General features: G+C 68.2%; 11 protein-coding genes. 3 read left to right on the top strand and 8 right to left on the bottom strand.

From position 1 onward, the window contains the following. From VLK31_RS02355 to VLK31_RS02345, 3 genes are all read right to left on the bottom strand, one after another. Nucleotides 1-452 (bottom strand): VOC family protein (locus tag VLK31_RS02355; protein ID WP_409166760.1); only part of this gene is annotated, 452 nt, incomplete at its 3' end. 2 nt (nt 453-454) lie between these two features. Beyond that, nucleotides 455-1105, bottom strand: a complete 651-nt coding sequence (locus tag VLK31_RS02350) for a hypothetical protein (RefSeq protein ID WP_409166759.1) — start codon at nt 1103-1105, stop codon at nt 455-457. 45 nt (nt 1106-1150) lie between these two features. After that, nucleotides 1151-7177 carry an alpha-2-macroglobulin family protein gene (locus tag VLK31_RS02345; RefSeq protein WP_409166758.1) on the bottom strand — a complete coding sequence of 2009 codons (6027 nt, stop codon included), beginning with the start codon at nt 7175-7177 and terminating at the stop codon, nt 1151-1153. A 171-nt stretch (nt 7178-7348) separates the two neighbouring features. On the opposite strand from VLK31_RS02345, the gene opgC reads away from it, so the two are divergent. After that, nucleotides 7349-8491 carry an OpgC domain-containing protein gene (opgC, locus tag VLK31_RS02340; RefSeq protein WP_409166757.1) on the top strand — a complete coding sequence of 381 codons (1143 nt, stop codon included), beginning with the start codon at nt 7349-7351 and terminating at the stop codon, nt 8489-8491. 53 nt (nt 8492-8544) lie between these two features. Here opgC and VLK31_RS02335 read toward each other — a convergent pair whose 3' ends face one another. The 3 genes from VLK31_RS02335 to VLK31_RS02325 form a co-directional block, all read right to left on the bottom strand. Continuing rightward, a complete protein-coding gene (locus tag VLK31_RS02335) occupies nt 8545-9312 on the bottom strand; it encodes an SGNH/GDSL hydrolase family protein (protein ID WP_409166756.1) in 768 nt (255 codons plus the stop codon). A gap of 104 nt (nt 9313-9416) precedes the next feature. Next, nucleotides 9417-10178 (bottom strand): anti-sigma factor domain-containing protein, encoded by a 762-nt coding sequence (locus VLK31_RS02330; protein ID WP_409166755.1) that lies wholly within the window; start codon nt 10176-10178, stop codon nt 9417-9419. Nucleotides 10179-10203: 25 nt separating this feature from the next. Beyond that, a complete protein-coding gene (locus VLK31_RS02325) occupies nt 10204-10797 on the bottom strand; it encodes an RNA polymerase sigma factor (RefSeq protein WP_409166754.1) in 594 nt (197 codons plus the stop codon). A 129-nt stretch (nt 10798-10926) separates the two neighbouring features. On the opposite strand from VLK31_RS02325, the gene VLK31_RS02320 reads away from it, so the two are divergent. Continuing rightward, a complete protein-coding gene (locus VLK31_RS02320; RefSeq protein ID WP_409166753.1) occupies nt 10927-11466 on the top strand; it encodes a hypothetical protein in 540 nt (179 codons plus the stop codon). 25 nt (nt 11467-11491) lie between these two features. Further along, a complete protein-coding gene (locus VLK31_RS02315) occupies nt 11492-12847 on the top strand; it encodes a hypothetical protein (protein WP_409166752.1) in 1356 nt (451 codons plus the stop codon). On the opposite strand, the gene VLK31_RS02310 is transcribed toward VLK31_RS02315, so the two are convergent. Next, a complete protein-coding gene (locus VLK31_RS02310) occupies nt 12844-14283 on the bottom strand; it encodes an efflux transporter outer membrane subunit (RefSeq protein WP_409166751.1) in 1440 nt (479 codons plus the stop codon). The genes VLK31_RS02315 and VLK31_RS02310 overlap by 4 nt on opposite strands. Then, a complete protein-coding gene (locus VLK31_RS02305; protein WP_409166750.1) occupies nt 14283-17453 on the bottom strand; it encodes an efflux RND transporter permease subunit in 3171 nt (1056 codons plus the stop codon). Before VLK31_RS02305 ends, VLK31_RS02310 begins: the two co-directional genes overlap by 1 nt. Nucleotides 17454-17461 lie beyond the last annotated feature (8 nt).

Genomic DNA, 17461 nt, shown 5'->3' with positions numbered 1-17461 from the left:
GGGGGCGTGGCTATGGGGGGGGGGGGGGGGGGGGGGGGGGGGGGGGGTTGAATCAGGTCCCACCTGTTGCCGCAAAGGTCCTGGAACACGGCCACGGTGCCATGCGGCTCATGGCGCGGCTCTTCCAGAAAGCGCACGCCGTGGGCCGCCATGTGCGCATGGTCGGCGGCAAAGTCCGAGGTGTGCAGAAACAGCAACACGCGGCCACCGGCCTGCTTGCCGACGGCGGCTTCCTGCTCGTCCGTCACGGCCTTCGCCAGCAGCAATGTGGCGCCTGCATTGCCGGCGCCTTGCGACGGCGCAACCACCACCCAGCGCTTGCCAGGCCCGCGCGGCGTGTCCTCGACCAGTTCGAAGCGCAGGGCCCGCGTGAAGAAGCGAATGGCCTCGTCGTACTCGCGCACGAGCAGCGTGACGGTGGCCAGGTGGCGTGCGGCGGGGGAGGGCTTCACGCTCAGGAAAAAACGATGGCCGTCTTGTGCGCAATGCTCAGCCGCGCCATTTCAAACAGCAGCAGCCACGCGGCGTACTCGCGGTACAGCCCTTCGTCTTCTTCGGCCAGGGCACCGATGCGCGCGGCCTCTTCGTCCGACAGCACACCGTCGGTCAAGGCAATGCCCAGCGCGGGCGCAACCTGCACCAGCTCGTCGCGCAGCCGGTAAGACGAGCCCAGCATGCCGCCCGTCAGTTCCTCTTCTTCCGATTCGGACTCGGAGAACAGCACGTCCTCGAAGTCGACCGGCACGTAGAAGCCTTCGGCGTCCGAGTGGCAGATGAGGTGGCTCTCGGCCACGTCCAGCGCCTCCTGAATGGCCGGGTCTTCCGAGGGGTCGACACCGTCTGCCACCGGCGTCGCCTTCCAGCCCGGCGACACCACGCTGTGCGCATAGGCGCGGCGCAGGTGGTGAATGAAGGAATACGGAAAGCCGTCGAGCGGCGCACGCGAATCCAGCGCCGGCAGTTCGCGCGGCTCGGTGTGCGGCGGCAGGTCGGCTGCGGCCAGCACCTGGTTCACGATCTCGAAGTCGCCTTCGAACCACTCGGCCCCCTCGGGGTCGTTTTCAAGAAAGTCGGCGAGCGTGCCGACGCTGATGGCCAATCCCATGCAGGTTCTCCCTTTGTTCTGTCGATCAATCGGTGGGGCGGCGGCTTACTTGGCCGCCTCCACCTTCACCCGTGCGTTCGGCGACTCGCCGAACATCTCGGGTGCGTACATCGCTTCCACGCGGCTCGGCGGCAGCGCGAAGTCGCCCACGTTGTTCAGCCGCACGGTGTATTCCATCTTCACCACGCCCTTGGGCAGGTACTCGTAGTAGCTGCGGAAGGCCTCGAAGCTGCGTTCCTCGAAGGCTGCCGCGCCGGCGCCGCTCTTCTTCTCGCCCTGCGTGGCGATCTGCGAGTCGCGGCCCAGTCCGCCGCCCAGGATGGTGGCGCCGCCCGGAATCGGGTCGCTGATGACCACCCAGGTCATGTCGGCGCTGGCGTTCACCTCCAGCGTCACGCGCAGCACGTCGCCGCGCGTGTACTTGCCGGGGGTGGCCTGCTCGACCGGGCTGATGGTCTTCTTGATGGCATAGCCAGCGGCAAACGGCGCCTTCAGTTGCACGGCGGCAATCGACTGCAGCGTGAGCCATGGCTTGCCGGTGCCTTGCTGCGTGACCAGCAGGGTGTCGCGCACCGGTGCGCCAGACGGGGATGCAGCCCACGGCAGGAACATCGTGTTGTTCTTCAGGTTGCCCGGCGATGCGGGCGCACCGAAGAAGGTGCCCTGGTTGGGCGCGCCGGCCGCGTCGCTGGTCTTCACGCGCTCGACGCGGCTCCAGTCGACCTGCGCCTTGGCCGCGCCCAGCGTGGCGGCGGTGATGCCGGCCACCGGCGTGCTCTCGAACACCTTGCTGAATTTCTCCAGCGCCAGTCCGCCCCACAGGTTGGCGGTGGTGGTGTGCCAAGCGCCGTTCTGCTGGCGGCCGATGAAGCCGTTGGCCAGCTTGCCGATGTCGTCCTTCCAGGCCGGGTCGTCCATCACGCTGAGCAGCAGGCGGGCGGTGTTGACGTCGCCGTTGGTCATGAGCCACCACCAGTAGTCGTCCTGCTCGGTGCTGAAGATCAGCTTGGTGCCCTGGTACGACAGGCGCGCCTTCAGCACGTTGTTGGCTTCGTCCAGGCGCTGCTGGCGCTGCGGTACGTCGTTCACGCGCTTCAGGATGTTGAGCCAGTCGATCACCGCGCTGGTAGGCCACTGGTTGGGCGCGATGGTGATGCTGCCCAGCATGCTTCCCTTGGCCTTGCCGTAGCGCGAGAGCGCTTCGAGCGCGGCGAGCTTGCGCACGTCCAGGTCCTTGCGCGGGCTCCAGAACTCGCGCGTGATGCGGCCTTCGACGAAGGCGATCAGGCCCGACTCCATGGGCGCGCGAATGTCGTCGGCCAGCGCAAAGGCGGGGTCGAGCGAGGCGGCTTCATGGGTGGCCGCCAGCAGGTACGACGTGAGGATGTCGCTGCCGCGGTTGGCTTCGCCGTCGCGCGGCGGGAAGTAGTTGGCCAGGCCGTCGCTGTCCAGGTAGGTCGGCAGCTGGGCCAGCACGCCTTGCCACATCTTGGCGTCGCGCAGGCCCACCGACTTGCTGGTCTTCTGCTCGAGGCAGATGAACGGGTAGTTGGCGAACCAGTCGCGCACGCCCGGCAGGCCTTCGGCCAACCTGGGTTGCAGCGACATCTTCAGGCCGCCGCGCCCGGGCAGGGCGTCTGCCGGCGGTGCCACGTCGAGCGTGAAGGGGCCGTCGATCTGCACCAGCGTGCCCTGCTGCACCGTGAGCGGCACAGACGGCACGATGCGCTGGCGCACCTTGAGCGCATCGCGTGCGCCGCCCAACGTGTCCTTGGCCTCGATTTCCCACAGGATGGCTTCGGCGCGCGTTTGCGCGAGCTGCGCGGGCGCGGTCACGGTCCAAGCCACTTCACGCGCCTCGCCGGGCGGAATGTCCACGGTCTGCGGCTCCAGCGTGAGCAGGGTGGCGCGTGGCGTGGCTTCCACCTTCATCGGCTTTTGCGTGGTGTTGCGCAGCGTGATCTGGGCGCGGAACTGGTCGTCCTCGCGCACCAGCGGCGGCAGGCCGCTGATGATCTGCAGGTCTTGCGTGGCCTGGATGCTGGTCTGCCCGGTGCCGAACAGGCTGGTGCCCGAGTCGGCCACGGCCACGATCTTGAAGGTGGTGAGCGCGTCGTTCAGCGGCACCGTCACCACGGCCTGGCCGTTGGCGTCGAGCACCACCTTCGGGTTCCACAGTAGCAGGGTGTCGAGCAGTTCGCGCGTCTGGCCCTTGCCGCCGCCGCCGCCCGCGGGCACGGCCTTGCGCCCGTAGTGGCGCCGGCCGACGATTTCCATCTGCGCGGTGGAGGTGCTCACGCCCCAGCTGCGGCGTTGCAGCATGGCGGTGAGCAGGTTCCAGCTGTCGTTGGGCATCAGCTCCAGCAGGGCCTGGTCGACCGCGGCCAGCGCCACTTCGGCACCGGCGGCGGGCTTGCCGTCGGGCAGCTTGGCGCTGATGGTGATCTGCGCCTTGCTGCGAATGGCGTAGCTGGGCTTGTCGCTGGTGACCTTCACGTCGAGCTGGTGGGCCTGCGTGCCCACGCGGATCTCGGCCATGCCCAGGCGGTAGGCGGGCTTGCTCAGGTCGACCATGGCGGTGGGCGCCACGTATTCCTTGCCTTCATACCAGAAGGCCGTCCACCAGTCGCGCGGCGACTTGAAGCCCCAGGTGAAGAAGCTGTACCACGGCACTTCGCGCAGGCGCCCGCGCAGGGCGAGCACGCTCACGTAGGCGTTGGGGCCCCATTCGGGCTTCACCTGCAAGGTGACGGTCGGGTCCTTGCCGTCGAGCTGCACCACGTGCGTCTCGATGATGCCTTCGCGCTCCACCGCCACCAGCGCGGTGGCAAAGCGGAACGGGCTGCGCACCTGGAACTTGGCGACCTCGCCGGGCTGGTAGCTCTTCTTCTCGGGCAGCACGTCGATGCGGTCGTTGTCCTCGCCGCCGAACCACAGCTCGCCCTGCTTGGTCACGTAGACCGAGCTCACGGCCTTGGCTTCGCGCCCGTCGCTGTCGGTGGCGCTGGCAATGAGTTCGACCTCGCCCGCCTCCTTCAGCTCCGACTCGCACAGCAGCAGGCCGCGCGAGTCGCTCTTGCCGCTGCACACGGTGCCGATGTCCTTGGTCTCGGTCTTGTTGTCGTAGGTGTAGAAGCCGCCCACCATGCGCTTGCGGCTGGTGGTGGTGATGCGCGCCACGGCGCGCACATTGAGCGTCACGCCGGCCTGGGGCTTGCCCGTGAGGTCGAGCGCGAGCGCCTGGAACTTCAGCTTCTGGCTGGTGGACACCCAGCCTTCGGTCTTGATGCCGGCAATGACGGAGGCCGGCCACAGCGTCTGCGTGCTGCGGATGGTCTGCACCTCGCCGTTCGGGTCGGCATACGTGGCTTCCAGCAGCAGCTCGCGCGCGGAGCGCACCTTGGGCACCTTGTCGATGGTGACCTTGCCCGCGCCGTCCTTGTTCAGCGTGACGGCCAGCTTGTCGGCAATCACGCGGGTGTCGTTCACGCTGTTGAGGTCTTCCTCGCCGGTGTTGGTGTCCGACGCGGGTGCGGCGGCTTCGCTGCCGTCGCCCTGCGTGGCGCGCGGCGGGTTGAAGCTGAAGGCGTCGTAGTCGGAAAAGCTCAGCGCCTTGCCCCGCACCATGGCCGACACGCGCACCGCCAGGTTGGCGGCACCGCCGCCGGCCACGTAGTTGATCTGCACGTCGGTGGGCACGCTGGTGGCGGCCACCAGCGGCTTTTTCTCGGTGGGCGAGATGCGGCCTTCGAGCACGGGCAGGCGGAATTCCTCGACGCGGAACATGCCGGTGCTGAAGCTGGGGGCGTAGCCTTCTTCGCCGTCACCTTCGTTGTCGTTCTCGCTGTTGGCGTCCTTGCCGCCGCCGGTGCGCAGCACCACCTCGTACACGCCGAGCTTGGCCGCGGGCGGAATGGGGAAGGTGTTCTCCGCGCTCAGGCCGCCGGTGGCGGTCTTGCGCCAGTTCAGCGGCTGGGTGAAGCGCTGGCCGCTGCCGGTGTGCGTGATGACCAGCGTGTCGGGGCGGTTCTCGGGCAGGCCGAAGCCCTTGCTCGTCTGCGTGCGAATCAGGCTCTTCATCGACACCGTTTCGCCAGCGCGCAGCAGCGTGCGATCGAAGATGGTGTGGGCGACGCGGTCGGGCTCGGGCTGCAGGTTGGTGGGCACGTTGAAGCGCCAGGGCTCGATGCCGCGCTGCCAGTCGCTCCAGGTGAAGGCGAGGTCTTCAACGCCCTTGTCGTCCTTGGCGCGCGCGCTGACGAACCAGGCGCTGCTGTCGTATTCGTTCGGGCCGTTGCACGACGGCGCCTGCGGCGACACGCCGTTGAGCATCACGATGCCGTTGGCGTCGGTGGTGCCGGTGGCCACGGCCTTGCCGTCGCAGCTGGACACGCGCACTTCGGCGCCCGCCACCACCTTGCCCTTGTCCAGCGTGGTGACCCAGGCCATGGAGTTCTCGCGGCCCAGCTTGAAGTGCACGGCCAGGTTGGTGGCCAGCGCGCTGGTGCGCACGTACATCGTGCGGCCGGCGTTGTAGCGCTCGTCCAGCAGCGCCTCACCGAGCTTTTGCGAAGCAATTTCGAGCACGTGGAAGCCGGGGGTCAGCGGAATGCCGATGACTTCGAACGGGCGCGGGTCGCCGGCTTCCGACTTGGGCATGTCCAGCGTCTTCACGCCCGCCTGGCCACCCAGCAGCGACAGCATGCGCGTTTGCAGCGAGGTCTTGTCGTCCTTGTCGATGACGGGGGGCAGCGGGCCCTTCACGTCCTTGCGCGCCTGCTCGCGCGAGATGCTGTAGCTGTCGTAGCGGCGCACCTTGCGGAACCACGCGATGATTTCCGCGTCGGTCTTCGGGTTCATGTCGCTCACCTTGCCGGGCGTGAGCGCCTGCACCATCAGCTGGGGCTCCACGCGGCGCACGGTGACCGGCATCATGGCCGGGGTGTCGGGTTCGGCCAGGCGCTCGACCACGCCGAAGGGCGAGGCCGCAAACTTGGCCAGCGGCGGCATCATGCCGGTCGCCACCTTCAGCGGAAAGCTGCCGGGCGAGGCCAGCGGGCGGCCCGAGGCGTCTTCGAACTTGGAGGGCAGCTCGATGCTGAATTGCGTGCTCTCGGCCAGCGGCGGCTCGAAGCTCACGCTGTTGACCACGTCGTCGTCGCTCTGCGTGCCGCCGTCGTTGTCGAGCTTGGCCTTGACGGTCTTGTCGCCCTTGAGCTGGATCTGTGCGGCCAGCTTGCGCGTGACCGGTGCGTTGAACTGCAGCTGCATGGGGCGCAGCGGCAGGCAGGCGGCTTGCGCGTTCTCGCGTTCGCAGGTGAAAGAAACGGCAAAGGGCTCGCGGACCTGAAATTCGAGACGGCGTTCCACGTTGTTGGCCACGCCAGAAGGCGTTGCCACGCCCTTGCCGTACACCACCTGCACCTTGGCGCCGGGTGTCAGCGTGCGGTTGCACTGCATCGTGATGAAGCGCAGCGGGTCTTTCTCCGCGGCCTTGTCGCGCCCGAAGGCCTTCAGCAGGCCGGCGCGCTGGTCGCCGTCGAGCAGCTTCACCGGAATGCGCTCGCCCACGCCGTCGGCCGCGCACCACAGGTTCTGGCGCACGCTGTCCAGCGTGGCCGCGCCGTTCAGCTCGAGCATGAACATCTGCTGCTCGTCGATGCGGCTGTAGCTGCCCGGCATGTAGTTGCGCACGAACGGGCCACCGGTGTTGAACTGGTAGCGCTCGGGCCCGGTCAGCTCGCCGCCGGCGCTGGGCTTGAAGGTGGGAACGCGGGTGACGGTGCAGCGCACGCCGGGCGGCAGGTCGTTCTCGAAGTCGTAGACCCAGGCCTTGGCGTCGGTCCAGCGGGCGGTGCCCTTGCCGGCCTGCGCGTCGGAGCAGCTCACCGTGAGCGGCGCGGGCGCCTTGGGGTCGCCGAAATTGACGGCAGCCTGGTCGAACTTGGCGACGATCTGGCGCACGCGCGCCACCTCGCCTTGTGGGCTCAAACTGGTGATTTGCAGTGCAAAGCTCGGGCCGGCCAGCAGCACGCCGGCGGCAAAGAGCCATGAGGGAACGAAACGGGTCACGGGAACTCCTCCTTGGGGCAGCGCGCAGCGTAGCCGATTTGCACGTCAATTCGGCAGTGCCAAGGGTCATATGTCGCCGGGTGGTGGGGCGGGCGTACGCCACTCTTCTTACAATCGCGGGCTGTCTTGCGTGTGCCGCGCGGACCGCCACCAAGACCTTGCCGCCGACCGATGAAACGCTACTGGGAAATAGACGCCTTGCGCGGGCTGATGCTCGTGCTGATGACCGTCACGCATTTGCCCACGCGACTGACCGATCCGCTGGGGCAGCCGTTCGGTTTTGTCTCGGCCGCCGAAGGCTTCGTGCTGCTGTCGGCCTTTGTGGCGGGGCTGGTGTACAGCCGCATCGGCTACGCACGCGGTGTCGACTCGATGCGCCAGGCCTTCTGGCGGCGCGTGGTGAAGGTCTACCTGTGCCAGGCCGCGATTCTGTTGTTTTTGTTCACCGTGATTGCGGCGGTGAGCCTGCACATCGACCAGCCCGCGGTGAAGAACCTGGTGTCCTACTACCTGGCTGAACCGCGCGACGGCTTCTTGTTCGGGCTGCTGCTGATCTACGAGCCGGCGCTGCTCGACATCTTGCCGATGTACATCTTCTTCATGCTGCTCAGCCCATGGGTGCTGGCCTTTGCCATGCGCCACGGCTGGACCTGGGTGATGGTGGCCAGCGTTGCGGTGTGGGTGGCGGCGCAGTTCGGGCTCAGCGAATGGGTCTACGGGCTGACCGTGCGCTATCTGGGCATGCCGGTGCCGTTCCACGAGATGGGCGCGTTCAACACCTATGCCTGGCAGTTCCTGTGGTTCGCGGGGCTGTGCATCGGCGCCACGCGCAGCGGGCCGCAAGCCCGGCCGCTGCGCTTTCCCGCCTGGCTGCTGGTGCTGGCCGCGGGCGTTGCGCTGTACGGGCTGTACTGGCGGCACCACGGCATCAACGGCCAGGCGCCGTTCGGCGGCGACGTGGAACTGAACCTGCTGTTCGACAAGTGGCAGCTCGGCCCGCTGCGGCTCGTGAACCTGGTGGCGCTGGGCATTCTGGCGGTGCGCTTCGGGCCCTGGCTGATGCGGCGCATGCCACGGATGCACTGGCTGGAGGCGATGGGTTCGGCGTCGCTGCCGGTGTTCTGCGCGCACCTGGTGGCGGTGCTGCTGGTGCTGGTGTTCTACGGCGACAGCCAGACCGCGCGGCCCTGGTGGGGCGACGGGCTGCTGCTGGCGGCGGTGTTCGCGGGAATGTACTTTGTGGCGCGCTTCACGCGCGGGGCGGATGTGCCGCCGCCGGCGGACGACGTACCGACACAGCCAGCGGGCGCCTGAACCCGCCTGAACTCGCCTGAGCCCGCCCGGACCCTGCAGTCTGTGCAGCCCGCTCAGGGCAGCGAAGCGGTCGACCCCGGCGCGATGCTCGGCAGGTGCGGCGCAATCACCGCGTGCCACAGCCGATAGCCCTCGTCCGTCATGTGCAGCTTGTCGCCGCGGAACAGCTCAGGGCGCGGCCGGCCGTCGGCGCCGAGCATCGGCGTGTAGACGTCGATGAACTCGCTGTTGGGCAGCAGGTTCAGGTAGGCCGAAATCACGTGATTGGTTTCGCGGATCTGCGGCATGAGCTGCTCGCGCGACGGGCTGGGCTTGACCGACACAAAGCTGATGCGGGTGTCGGGCAGCTCGGCGCGCACCGCGTTGGCCAGCCGCGCGAAGCTGTCGAGCACCTGCAGCGGCGTACGGCCTTCGGCCAGGTCGTTGTCGCCCGCATACACCACCACCTGGCGCGGCTTGTAGCGCACCACGAGGTCGCGCGCGAACAGGCTGCAGTCGTTCAGCGTGGAGCCGCCAAAGCCGCGGTTGACCACGCCGCCGGGCACGCGCGGAAAGTCTTGCGCCAGACGTGTCCACATGCGCACGGTGGAACTGCCGACGAACACAACGCCGCCGGGGCCCGGAAAGCGCTCCTGGTCGGCGCGGGCGAAGGCGGCAAGCTCGTTGTGCCAGCGCTCCTTGGCGGCCAGGTAGTCGCGCGTGGCCGAGGCGTCGGCCGCGGCCGTTTCGGTTTCCTGAGGGAAGAACGAAGAGGAGGCGGACTGCGCGTTGGCGGCAAGCGCCGCGGTGAGCAGCACGACCGCAGCGAGCGCGGTTTTCATCGAAGGCATTGGAAAGAGCGGAAGGACCGGAAACACCGGAAGGGCGGAAGGCAAAACGGGTTTCTACCACGCGGTCACCGGAACACCGGTGACCGGTTGCAAGCCTAGATGGTCTTCTCGATGAGCGCGCCCTTGAACACCACCGGGCCCTTGGGGCCGCTGCCCGCGGGCACGCCGCCCCTGGCTTCTAGCGTCACGGCCAGCGTGGGCACGGCATGCACCTCGGACTCGGCGGCGGCCAGGCGCAGGGCCGGGGCCTTGTCCATCACGCCCAGCGAGCGCGGCGCGGCGCCGGGGGCCAGGGCCCACAGCTGCAGCGACTTGTCGTCGCCTTCCTTGTAGCTGCCCACGCGCTGCAGCGACAGCTGCTTTTTCTTCGGGTCGAACGTCACCAGCATCGAGGCGGCGGCCTGGTCGTCGGACAGCACGGCCACGTACTGCACCGTGGGGGCGTTCAGCAGTTGGTCGCGCAGGTTGAGGCCGACCACCACGGCCAGCACGGTGGCCAGCGCGCCGGCGGCGGTGGCGCCGCGCCACAGCGTGAGGCTGCGCAGCCAGCCGGTGGGCTGGGGCTTGGCGGCGTCGCGGGCATTGGCCGCGTCGCGCTGGTGTTCGATGGCGACCTTGGCCTGCTCGGCGTCGATCATGTTGCGGATGCGGGTCCACACGGCGGGGTCGGGCACCACCGAGGCTTGCAGCTCGGTCATGCTGGAGAGCCGGCCTTGCCAGACCAGCGCCGCGGCGCGCACCGGCGCCTGTTCGCGCGCCATGGCTTCGAAGCGGCGCCGGGCGCCGCCGCGCAGGGTGCCGAGCGCGTGGCTGGCGGCAAGTATCTCTAGCAGTTCGGGGTGGGCAGTGAGTTTCATGGGTGGCCTGTCTTCCTCATCGCCCTCAGGCAAAACGTCCCATGCAGACGCGCAATTTCTCCAGCCCGCGCCGGATCCATGTCTTCACGGTGCCCAGCGGCAGCTTGAGCTGCTCGGCCAGTTCGCCGTGGCTCATTTCGCGCAGGTAGGCCAGGCTGACCACTTCGCGCTGCTTGCCGTCCAGCTGTGCCAGGCACTGATGCAAGGCCCAGGCCTGCTCGCTGGCGTCGGCCGTATCGATGGGGTTGGGCGCATCCGACTCCATCTGGTCGGCCATGAGCTCGTCGAATTCCTGTGTCAGCTGCGCCCGGTCGGCGGTGCGCCGGCGCAACAAGTCGAGTGCCCGGCTGCGCACGATCAACCCCAGCCAGGCCAGCGGCGGACTGAGCGAGGCCCGGTAGTCCCCGGCGACTCGCCAGACCGTGAGAAAGGCTTCCTGAATTACGTCCTCGGCCCATTCGCGTTGCCGTACAACGCGCATCGCCAGGCCCATGAGCTTGGGGGAGGTGCGGTCGTAGAGCTGGCGCAGGGCGGCTTCGTCGCGATGGCCGATCCTGTCGATCAGCGCCATCAGTTCGGCGTCGGGGCTGGGTGCAGTCATCCGCGAATTGTCGGGCATCGGTGCGCATGCCTGATATACGGCCGTTCCCGCCGGTCGGATTCACGCCGCAGAAGCCCTGCCGGAAACATTTGTGAACGTATACTGCGCCGCAAAACAAGAGGGGCGCACAGCGCGGGCGGGGAAGAAATGAAGCAAATTGCGATCGTTCTGGCGCTCTGCGTGGGCGCCTGGTATTTTTTTATCGGCGGCCGCAAGCTGGACGAGCCGATGGTGCGCGACTTCTACCAGACGCAGGCGCGCGCCATTGCCGCGCGAGACGCCGACAAGCTGTGCAAGCAGCTCAGCCGCAAGGTGGTGATCGAGAGCAAGACCACGGTGATGGGCCGCGCCGAGGAAACCACCCATGACCGCGACAGCGCCTGCCTTGGCGTCCACAAGACCTTCGAGACGTTTCAGATCATCGGCGAGCACTCGGACGGCATCCTGTCGATGGAATACGACTACCACCTCGACGCCATCGAAATTGCCCCCGACCGCAAGAGCGCCCGGGTGCAGGGCACCAGCGTGATGAAGCTGGGCGACTCCGCCGTGCAGCTGAAGACCAGCTTCACCCAGCGCGTGGAGCGCGAGCTCGGCCAGATGCGCCTGGTGCACGCCGAGGACAGCACCGTGGTGCGCCTGGGCGGGCGCGGTGCCATGAGCCAGAGCGATTTCTTCCGCAAGTAAGCCTTTACAGAAAGCAGGCGCCGCCATGCTCGCCACCCGGGATTCGCTTTCACCTGCCTCGGCGCCCCCGCCGTTCTGGCACCGCCTGAACAGCTTCTTCGCCTTTCCGCTGCAGCTGCGCCCGCTGGCCTACGGGCTGGTGCTGTCGTTCTGCAGCCTGTTGTTCGAGGGGATGTTCTTCCTGCCTGACGCCGTGGCGCTGATCGTCATCGAGATAGGCATCATGCTGGCGGCCAGCCGCTACGGCTTCAAGATCATTGCGCTGGGTGCGCGCGGCATTCGCGACTCGGCCGACTTCGGCCGCGATTCGAGCGGCGAGCTGACCTACCTGCCTTGGAAGCTGTTCGCCATCTCGCTGGTGCAGGCGCTGCTGATCGGCTGGCTTGCTTACTACGCGCCCATTCTGGGCACGGTCGGCTTGTTCGTGATGTCGTTCACCTTCCCGGCCGCGGTGATCGTGCTGGTGCAGTCGGGCAGCTTCTTCCAGGCCATGAACCCCGGCTACGTGATGGAAACGATGCGCACCATCGGCTGGCCATACGCGCTGCTGTGCTTCTTTCTGTTTTTGTTGAGCACGGGCGCGCAGGTGGCGCTGTCGCTGGTGCTGCCGATGTTCGACGGGCGCATCGTGCTGCCGATTGCCAACTTCGCCTTCATCTACTTCGGCTGGGTGATGGCCAGCCTGCTGGGCTACGTGATGTTCCAGCACCACGAGGCCTTCGGCTTCGACGCGGCGGCGGGCAGCGAGATCGACGGCGGCGGCCCGATGGACCGCCGCACGCCCGAGCAGATCGCCGCGCAGCGCACCGACGCCGAGGTGGGGCAGTGCATCACCGAAGGCGACCTGGCCGCCGCGCTGGGCATTGCCTACGAGGCGCAGCGCACCGCCGCGTCGGACGAGCTGGCCGCGCAGCGCCGCTACCACCGCGTGCTGGCGCTCATGCCCGACAAGCTGGCCACCATGCTCGACCATGCGAAGCGCTTCATTCCGCTGCTGATGCGCCGCGACCTGTCGTCGGAGGCGCTCAAGGTGTTCAAGCTGTGCAAGGAAAAGGACAAGGCCTTCGCGCTCGACGATGCGGCCATGGTGATTGCCATGGCGCGCGCCGAATGGCGCGGCGGCGACGCGCATGGCACGCTGGCGTTGCTGTCGGGTTTCGACAAGCGCTTTCGCGGCCACGAGGCCATTCCGCAGGCCTACGAGCTGGCCGCCCGCGCGCTGGTGCAGGGCCTGGGCCGCGCCGACATGGCGCAGCCCATTCTGGCGACCATGGAGTCGCGCTACCCGACCAGCGAGCAGACGCAGGAAGTGCGTTGGCTGCTGCGCCCCGCACCTGCCGCGGACGCGGCGGCTTCCGCAGCCGCCGCTCCCACCGCCTAACTTTCCTTCCAGCCCCCGCCCAGCGCCTTGTAGATCGACAGCCGGTTGGTCTGCTCGGTGAGCTGCAGGCCGATCAGCGTCTGCTGCGCCGCGTAGAAGGCGCGCTGCGCGTCGAGCACGTCGAGGTAGTTGCTCGCGCCGCTGCGAAACAGCGACTGCGACAGTGCAAAGCTGCGCGACGTGGCGTCCAGCAGCGAACGCTGCGCGGCCAGCCGCTCGGCCAGCGTGCGGCGTTCGGCCAGCGCATCGGCCACTTCACGGAACGCCGTCTGCAACGCTTTCTCGTAGGTGGCGATCTGGATCTTCTGCTGCGCCTGCGCCACCTGCAGGTTGGCGCGGTTGGCGCCGCCGTCGAAGATCGGCACGCTCACCGACGGCGCAAAGCTCCAGGCCTTGCTGCCGCTCGTGAACAGGCCCGACAGCGTGCTGCTGGCCGTGCCAGCCGACGCGGTGAGCGCAATGCGCGGAAAGAACGCGGCGCGCGCGGCGCCGATGTCGGCGTTGCTTGCGCGCAGGGCGTGCTCGGCGGCCAGCACGTCGGGGCGCTGCTGCAGCACGCTGGAGGGCAGGTCGGGCGGCGGCACCAGCAGCTGGGCGGCTGCGGGCGGTGGCGCCGTGTCCGAGCCGGGCGATGCAGGCACCGCAGGAAGCAGCTCCGCTGGCGGCGTGGCGCCCACCAGCAGCGCGAGCGCGTTGCGGTCCTGCTCCACCTGGCTGTCGAAGGCCGCCGCGTCGGCGCGTGCGGCGTCCACCGTGCTCTGTGCCTGCGCCAGCGCCAGGCCCGACTGCGCGCCCAGCCGGTGGCTGCGCTCGACCAGGTCGAAGGACTTGCGCTGGCTGTCCAGCGTGTCGCGCGCGAGCTGCAGGCGCTGTTCATCGGCCGCCAGCTGCAGCCAGGCTGTGGCTACTGCGGCGACCAGGCTGATCTGCGTGCTGCGCTGCGTGGCCTCGGTCTGAAAGTAGCTCTGCAGCGCCGCCTCGCTCAGGTTGCGCACGCGGCCGAACAGGTCGAGCTCGTAGCTCGTCAGGCCCAGGTCGGCGCTGTACTGCGATGCAATGCGCGCCTCGCCGCTGTTCGACAGGCTGCCCGGCGTGCGCGAGCGGCTGCCGCCGGCGCCTGCCTCCACCGTGGGGAACAGGCCGGCGCGCGCAATGCCGTACTGGGCCCGTGCGCGCTCGATGTTGAGCGCCGCCACGCGCAGATCGCGGTTGTTGGCCAGCGCCAGTTCGATGGTGCCCTGCAGCCGGGGCTCGACGAAGAAGCTGCGCCAGCCGACGTCGAGCGGCGTCGATGCTTCGACACCGGAGGCGGGCAGGGTCTGCGGCACCGGCGATGCGGGTGCCGTGTACTCAGGCGCAAGGTTGACGCAGCCCGCCAGCGCCGCGCAAGCAAAGGCCGCCAGCGCAGCCGAGCGCATCGGAAAAGCGCGCTTCATCAGTGGCCTCCCTGCTCGGCGGTCGTGCCGGGCAACGCGTCCGGCGCGGGCCTGGCCTTGCGCCGCCCCTCCAGCCAGCCGCGAATCAACGCGAAGAACAACGGCACGAAGAAGATGCCCAGGGCAGTGCCCACCACCATGCCGCCCAGCACGGCCGTGCCGATCGACTGGCGCCCGCCCGCGCCCGCGCCGGTGCCCAGCGCCAGCGGCAGCACGCCGAAGCCGAAGGCCAGCGAGGTCATGAGGATGGGCCGCAGCCGCAGCCGCACCGCCTGCAGCGTCGCCTCGACCACGCCCTTGCCCTGCTCCTGCAACTGCTTGGCGAACTCGACGATCAGAATCGCGTTTTTCGACGACAGCCCCACCGTGGTCAGCAGACCGACCTGAAAGTACACGTCGTTGCTCAGCCCCCGGAAGCTGGTGAACAGCAGCGCCCCCACGATGCCCAGCGGCACCACCAGAATCACCGAGAACGGCACCGACCAGCTCTCGTACAGCGCGGCCAGGCACAGGAACACGAACAGGATCGAAATGGCATAAAGCATTGGCGCCTGCGCGCCCGACAGGCGCTCCTGGTAAGACGCGCCGGTCCATTCGTAGCCGATGCCCGGCGGCATCTGCTTCATCACCTCGTCGACCGCGGCCATGGCGTCGCCCGAGCTCACGCCCGGTGCCGCATCGCCCACGAACTCGTAGCTCGGGCTGCCGTTGTAGCGCTGCAGCTGCGGCGAGCCGTAGCTCCAGCGCGAGCCCGAGAACGCCGGAAACGGCACCATCTGCCCCAGGCTGTTGCGCACGCTCCAGCGGTCGATGTCGGCGGGCAGCATGCGGAAGTCGGTGTCGCCCTGCATGTACACGCGCTTCACGCGGCCCTTGTCCAGAAAGTCGTTGATGTAGGTGCCGCCCATCGCGCTGGAGAGCGTGCTGTCGATGTCCGACGTGGCCAGGCTCAGCGCGCCGGCGCGTGCGTCGTCGATGTCGACCGCGAACTCGGGCGTGTCGTCCAGGTTGTTGCTGCGCACATTGCGCACTTCGGGCCGCTGGCCCAGCAGCTCGATGGTCAGGTCGCGCGCCTTCACCAGCGCGTCGTGGCCCAGGCCGTTGATGTCCTTCAGGTGAAAGTTGAAGCCCGCGTTGGCGCCCAGCCCGCGCACCGCCGGCGGCAGCAGCACGAAGATGCGCGCGTCGCGCACGGCCGACAGGTCCTTGTTGGCACGCCGCGACAGCTCCGCCGCCGACTGGCCCGTGCCGGTGCGCTCGGCCCAGTCCTTGAGCTTGACGAAGGCGCGCGCCGAGCTCTGGTCGCCGTTCTGCCCGGTGATCACGTTCACGCTCAGCACCTCGGGCTGTTTGCTGAAGTACTGCTGCACCTGCTCGACCACCGGCTGCAGCCGCGCGTTCGACGCGCCCGGCGGCAGGGTCACCTGCACCTGCAGAAAGGCCTGGTCTTCGTCGGGCAGGAACGAGGTGGGCAGGCGCATGAACAGCAGCGCCATCACACCCGCAATCAGCAGGTACACCACCATGCTGCGCTTGCCGCGCCGCACGATGCCGCCCACGATGCCTTCGTAGCGGTCGGCGCCCTTGTCGAAGCCGCGGTTGAAGCCCGCGAAGAAGCGGTCCACCCGGCCCAGCAGGCCGCGGCGCGGCGTCGCATGTTCACCCTTGCGCACCGGCTTGAGCAAGGTGGCGCACAGCGCCGGCGTGAGCGTGAGCGCCACGAACACCGACAGCGCCATGGCCGAGACGATGGTGATCGAAAACTGCCGGTAGATGACACCGGTCGAGCCGCCGAAGAACGCCATGGGAATAAACACCGCCGACAGCACCAGCGCAATGCCGACGAGTGCGGGCGTGATCTCGGCCATCGACTTGCGCGTGGCCTCCTTGGGCGAGAGGCCTTCCTCGTGCATCACGCGTTCCACGTTCTCCACCACCACGATGGCGTCGTCCACCAGCAGGCCGATGGCCAGCACCATGCCGAACATGGTGAGCGTGTTGATGGAGTAGCCCGCGATGGAGAGCACGCCGAAGGTGCCCAGCAGCACCACCGGCACCGCAATGGCCGGAATGAGCGTGGCGCGCATGTTCTGCAAAAACACGTACATCACCAGCACCACGAGCAGCATGGCCTCCAGCAGCGCCTTGACCACCTCGTCGATGGAGGCGCTCACGAAAGGCGTGGTGTCGTAGCTCACGAAGGTCTGCAACTGGTTGGGAAAGAGCGGCTGCAGCTCGGCCACCTTGGCCTTCACCGCCTCGGCCACCTGCACCGCGTTGGCGCCGTCGGCCAGCACCACGCCCAGGCCGGCACCGGGCCGGCCGCTGAGCTGCGAGCGCACCGTGAGGTTCTCGGCGCCCAGCTCCACGCGTGCCACGTCTTTCAGGCGCACCACGGCGCCGTCGGGCGTCACGCGCAGCACCACGTTCTCGAACTGCTCGGCGGTGGTGAGCTTGCTGCGCGCCGTGATGGTGGCGGTGAGCTGCTGCTGCGCGTTGGCCGGCAGCGCGCCCAGCTGGCCGGCCGAGACCTGCGCGTTCTGCGCGGTGATGGCGCTGTTGACGTCCGAGGGCATCAGCGCGTACTTGCGCAGCTTGTCGGGGTCGAGCCACAGGCGCATGGCGTAGCCGGTGCCCAGTGTCTGCACCTCGCCCACGCCGTCGATGCGGCTGATCACGTCCACCAGGTTGCTGGAGATGTAGTCGCCCACGTCCACCGCCGAGGCGCTGCCGTCGCCGGAGTACATCGACACGATCATCAGAAAGTCGTTGCCGCCCTTGGTGACGGTGACGCCGCGGCTCTGCACCTGCTGCGGCAGGCGCGACATGGCCTGCTGCAGCTTGTTCTGCACCTGCATCTGCGCCACGTCGATGCTGGTGCCCGCATTGAAGGTGAGCGAGAGCCGCGCCACGCCCGACGAGTTGCTGGTCGACTGCATGTACAGCAGGTTGTCCAGCCCCTTGAGCTGTTGCTCGATGACCTGGGTGACCGAGTCTTCCACCGTCTTGGCGGAGGCCCCGGTGTAGGTGGCGTTGATGGACACGCGCGGCGGCGCGATGTCGGGGTACTGCTCCAGCGGCAGCGTGCGAATGGCCATCAGCCCCGCGAGCATGACGACGATGGAGAGCACCCAAGCGAAGATGGGTCGGTCGATGAAGAACTGCGCCATGGCCGGAC

Origin of the sequence: Variovorax sp. H27-G14 (assembly GCF_046156345.1) — a bacterium.
Classification (GTDB): Bacteria; Pseudomonadota; Gammaproteobacteria; order Burkholderiales; family Burkholderiaceae_C; genus Variovorax.
This window is presented reverse-complemented; position numbering and strand designations above follow the sequence as displayed.

Coding starts and splice junctions, on each gene's coding strand:
- VLK31_RS02350 (WP_409166759.1), bottom strand. CDS start 1,105: ATGGGATTGGCCATCAGCGTCGGCACGCTCGCCGACTTTCTTGAAAAC.
- opgC (WP_409166757.1), top strand. CDS start 7,349: ATGAAACGCTACTGGGAAATAGACGCCTTGCGCGGGCTGATGCTCGTG.
- VLK31_RS02335 (WP_409166756.1), bottom strand. CDS start 9,312: ATGAAAACCGCGCTCGCTGCGGTCGTGCTGCTCACCGCGGCGCTTGCC.
- VLK31_RS02330 (WP_409166755.1), bottom strand. CDS start 10,178: ATGAAACTCACTGCCCACCCCGAACTGCTAGAGATACTTGCCGCCAGC.
- VLK31_RS02325 (WP_409166754.1), bottom strand. CDS start 10,797: ATGCCCGACAATTCGCGGATGACTGCACCCAGCCCCGACGCCGAACTG.
- VLK31_RS02320 (WP_409166753.1), top strand. CDS start 10,927: ATGAAGCAAATTGCGATCGTTCTGGCGCTCTGCGTGGGCGCCTGGTAT.
- VLK31_RS02315 (WP_409166752.1), top strand. CDS start 11,492: ATGCTCGCCACCCGGGATTCGCTTTCACCTGCCTCGGCGCCCCCGCCG.
- VLK31_RS02310 (WP_409166751.1), bottom strand. CDS start 14,283: ATGAAGCGCGCTTTTCCGATGCGCTCGGCTGCGCTGGCGGCCTTTGCT.
- VLK31_RS02305 (WP_409166750.1), bottom strand. CDS start 17,453: ATGGCGCAGTTCTTCATCGACCGACCCATCTTCGCTTGGGTGCTCTCC.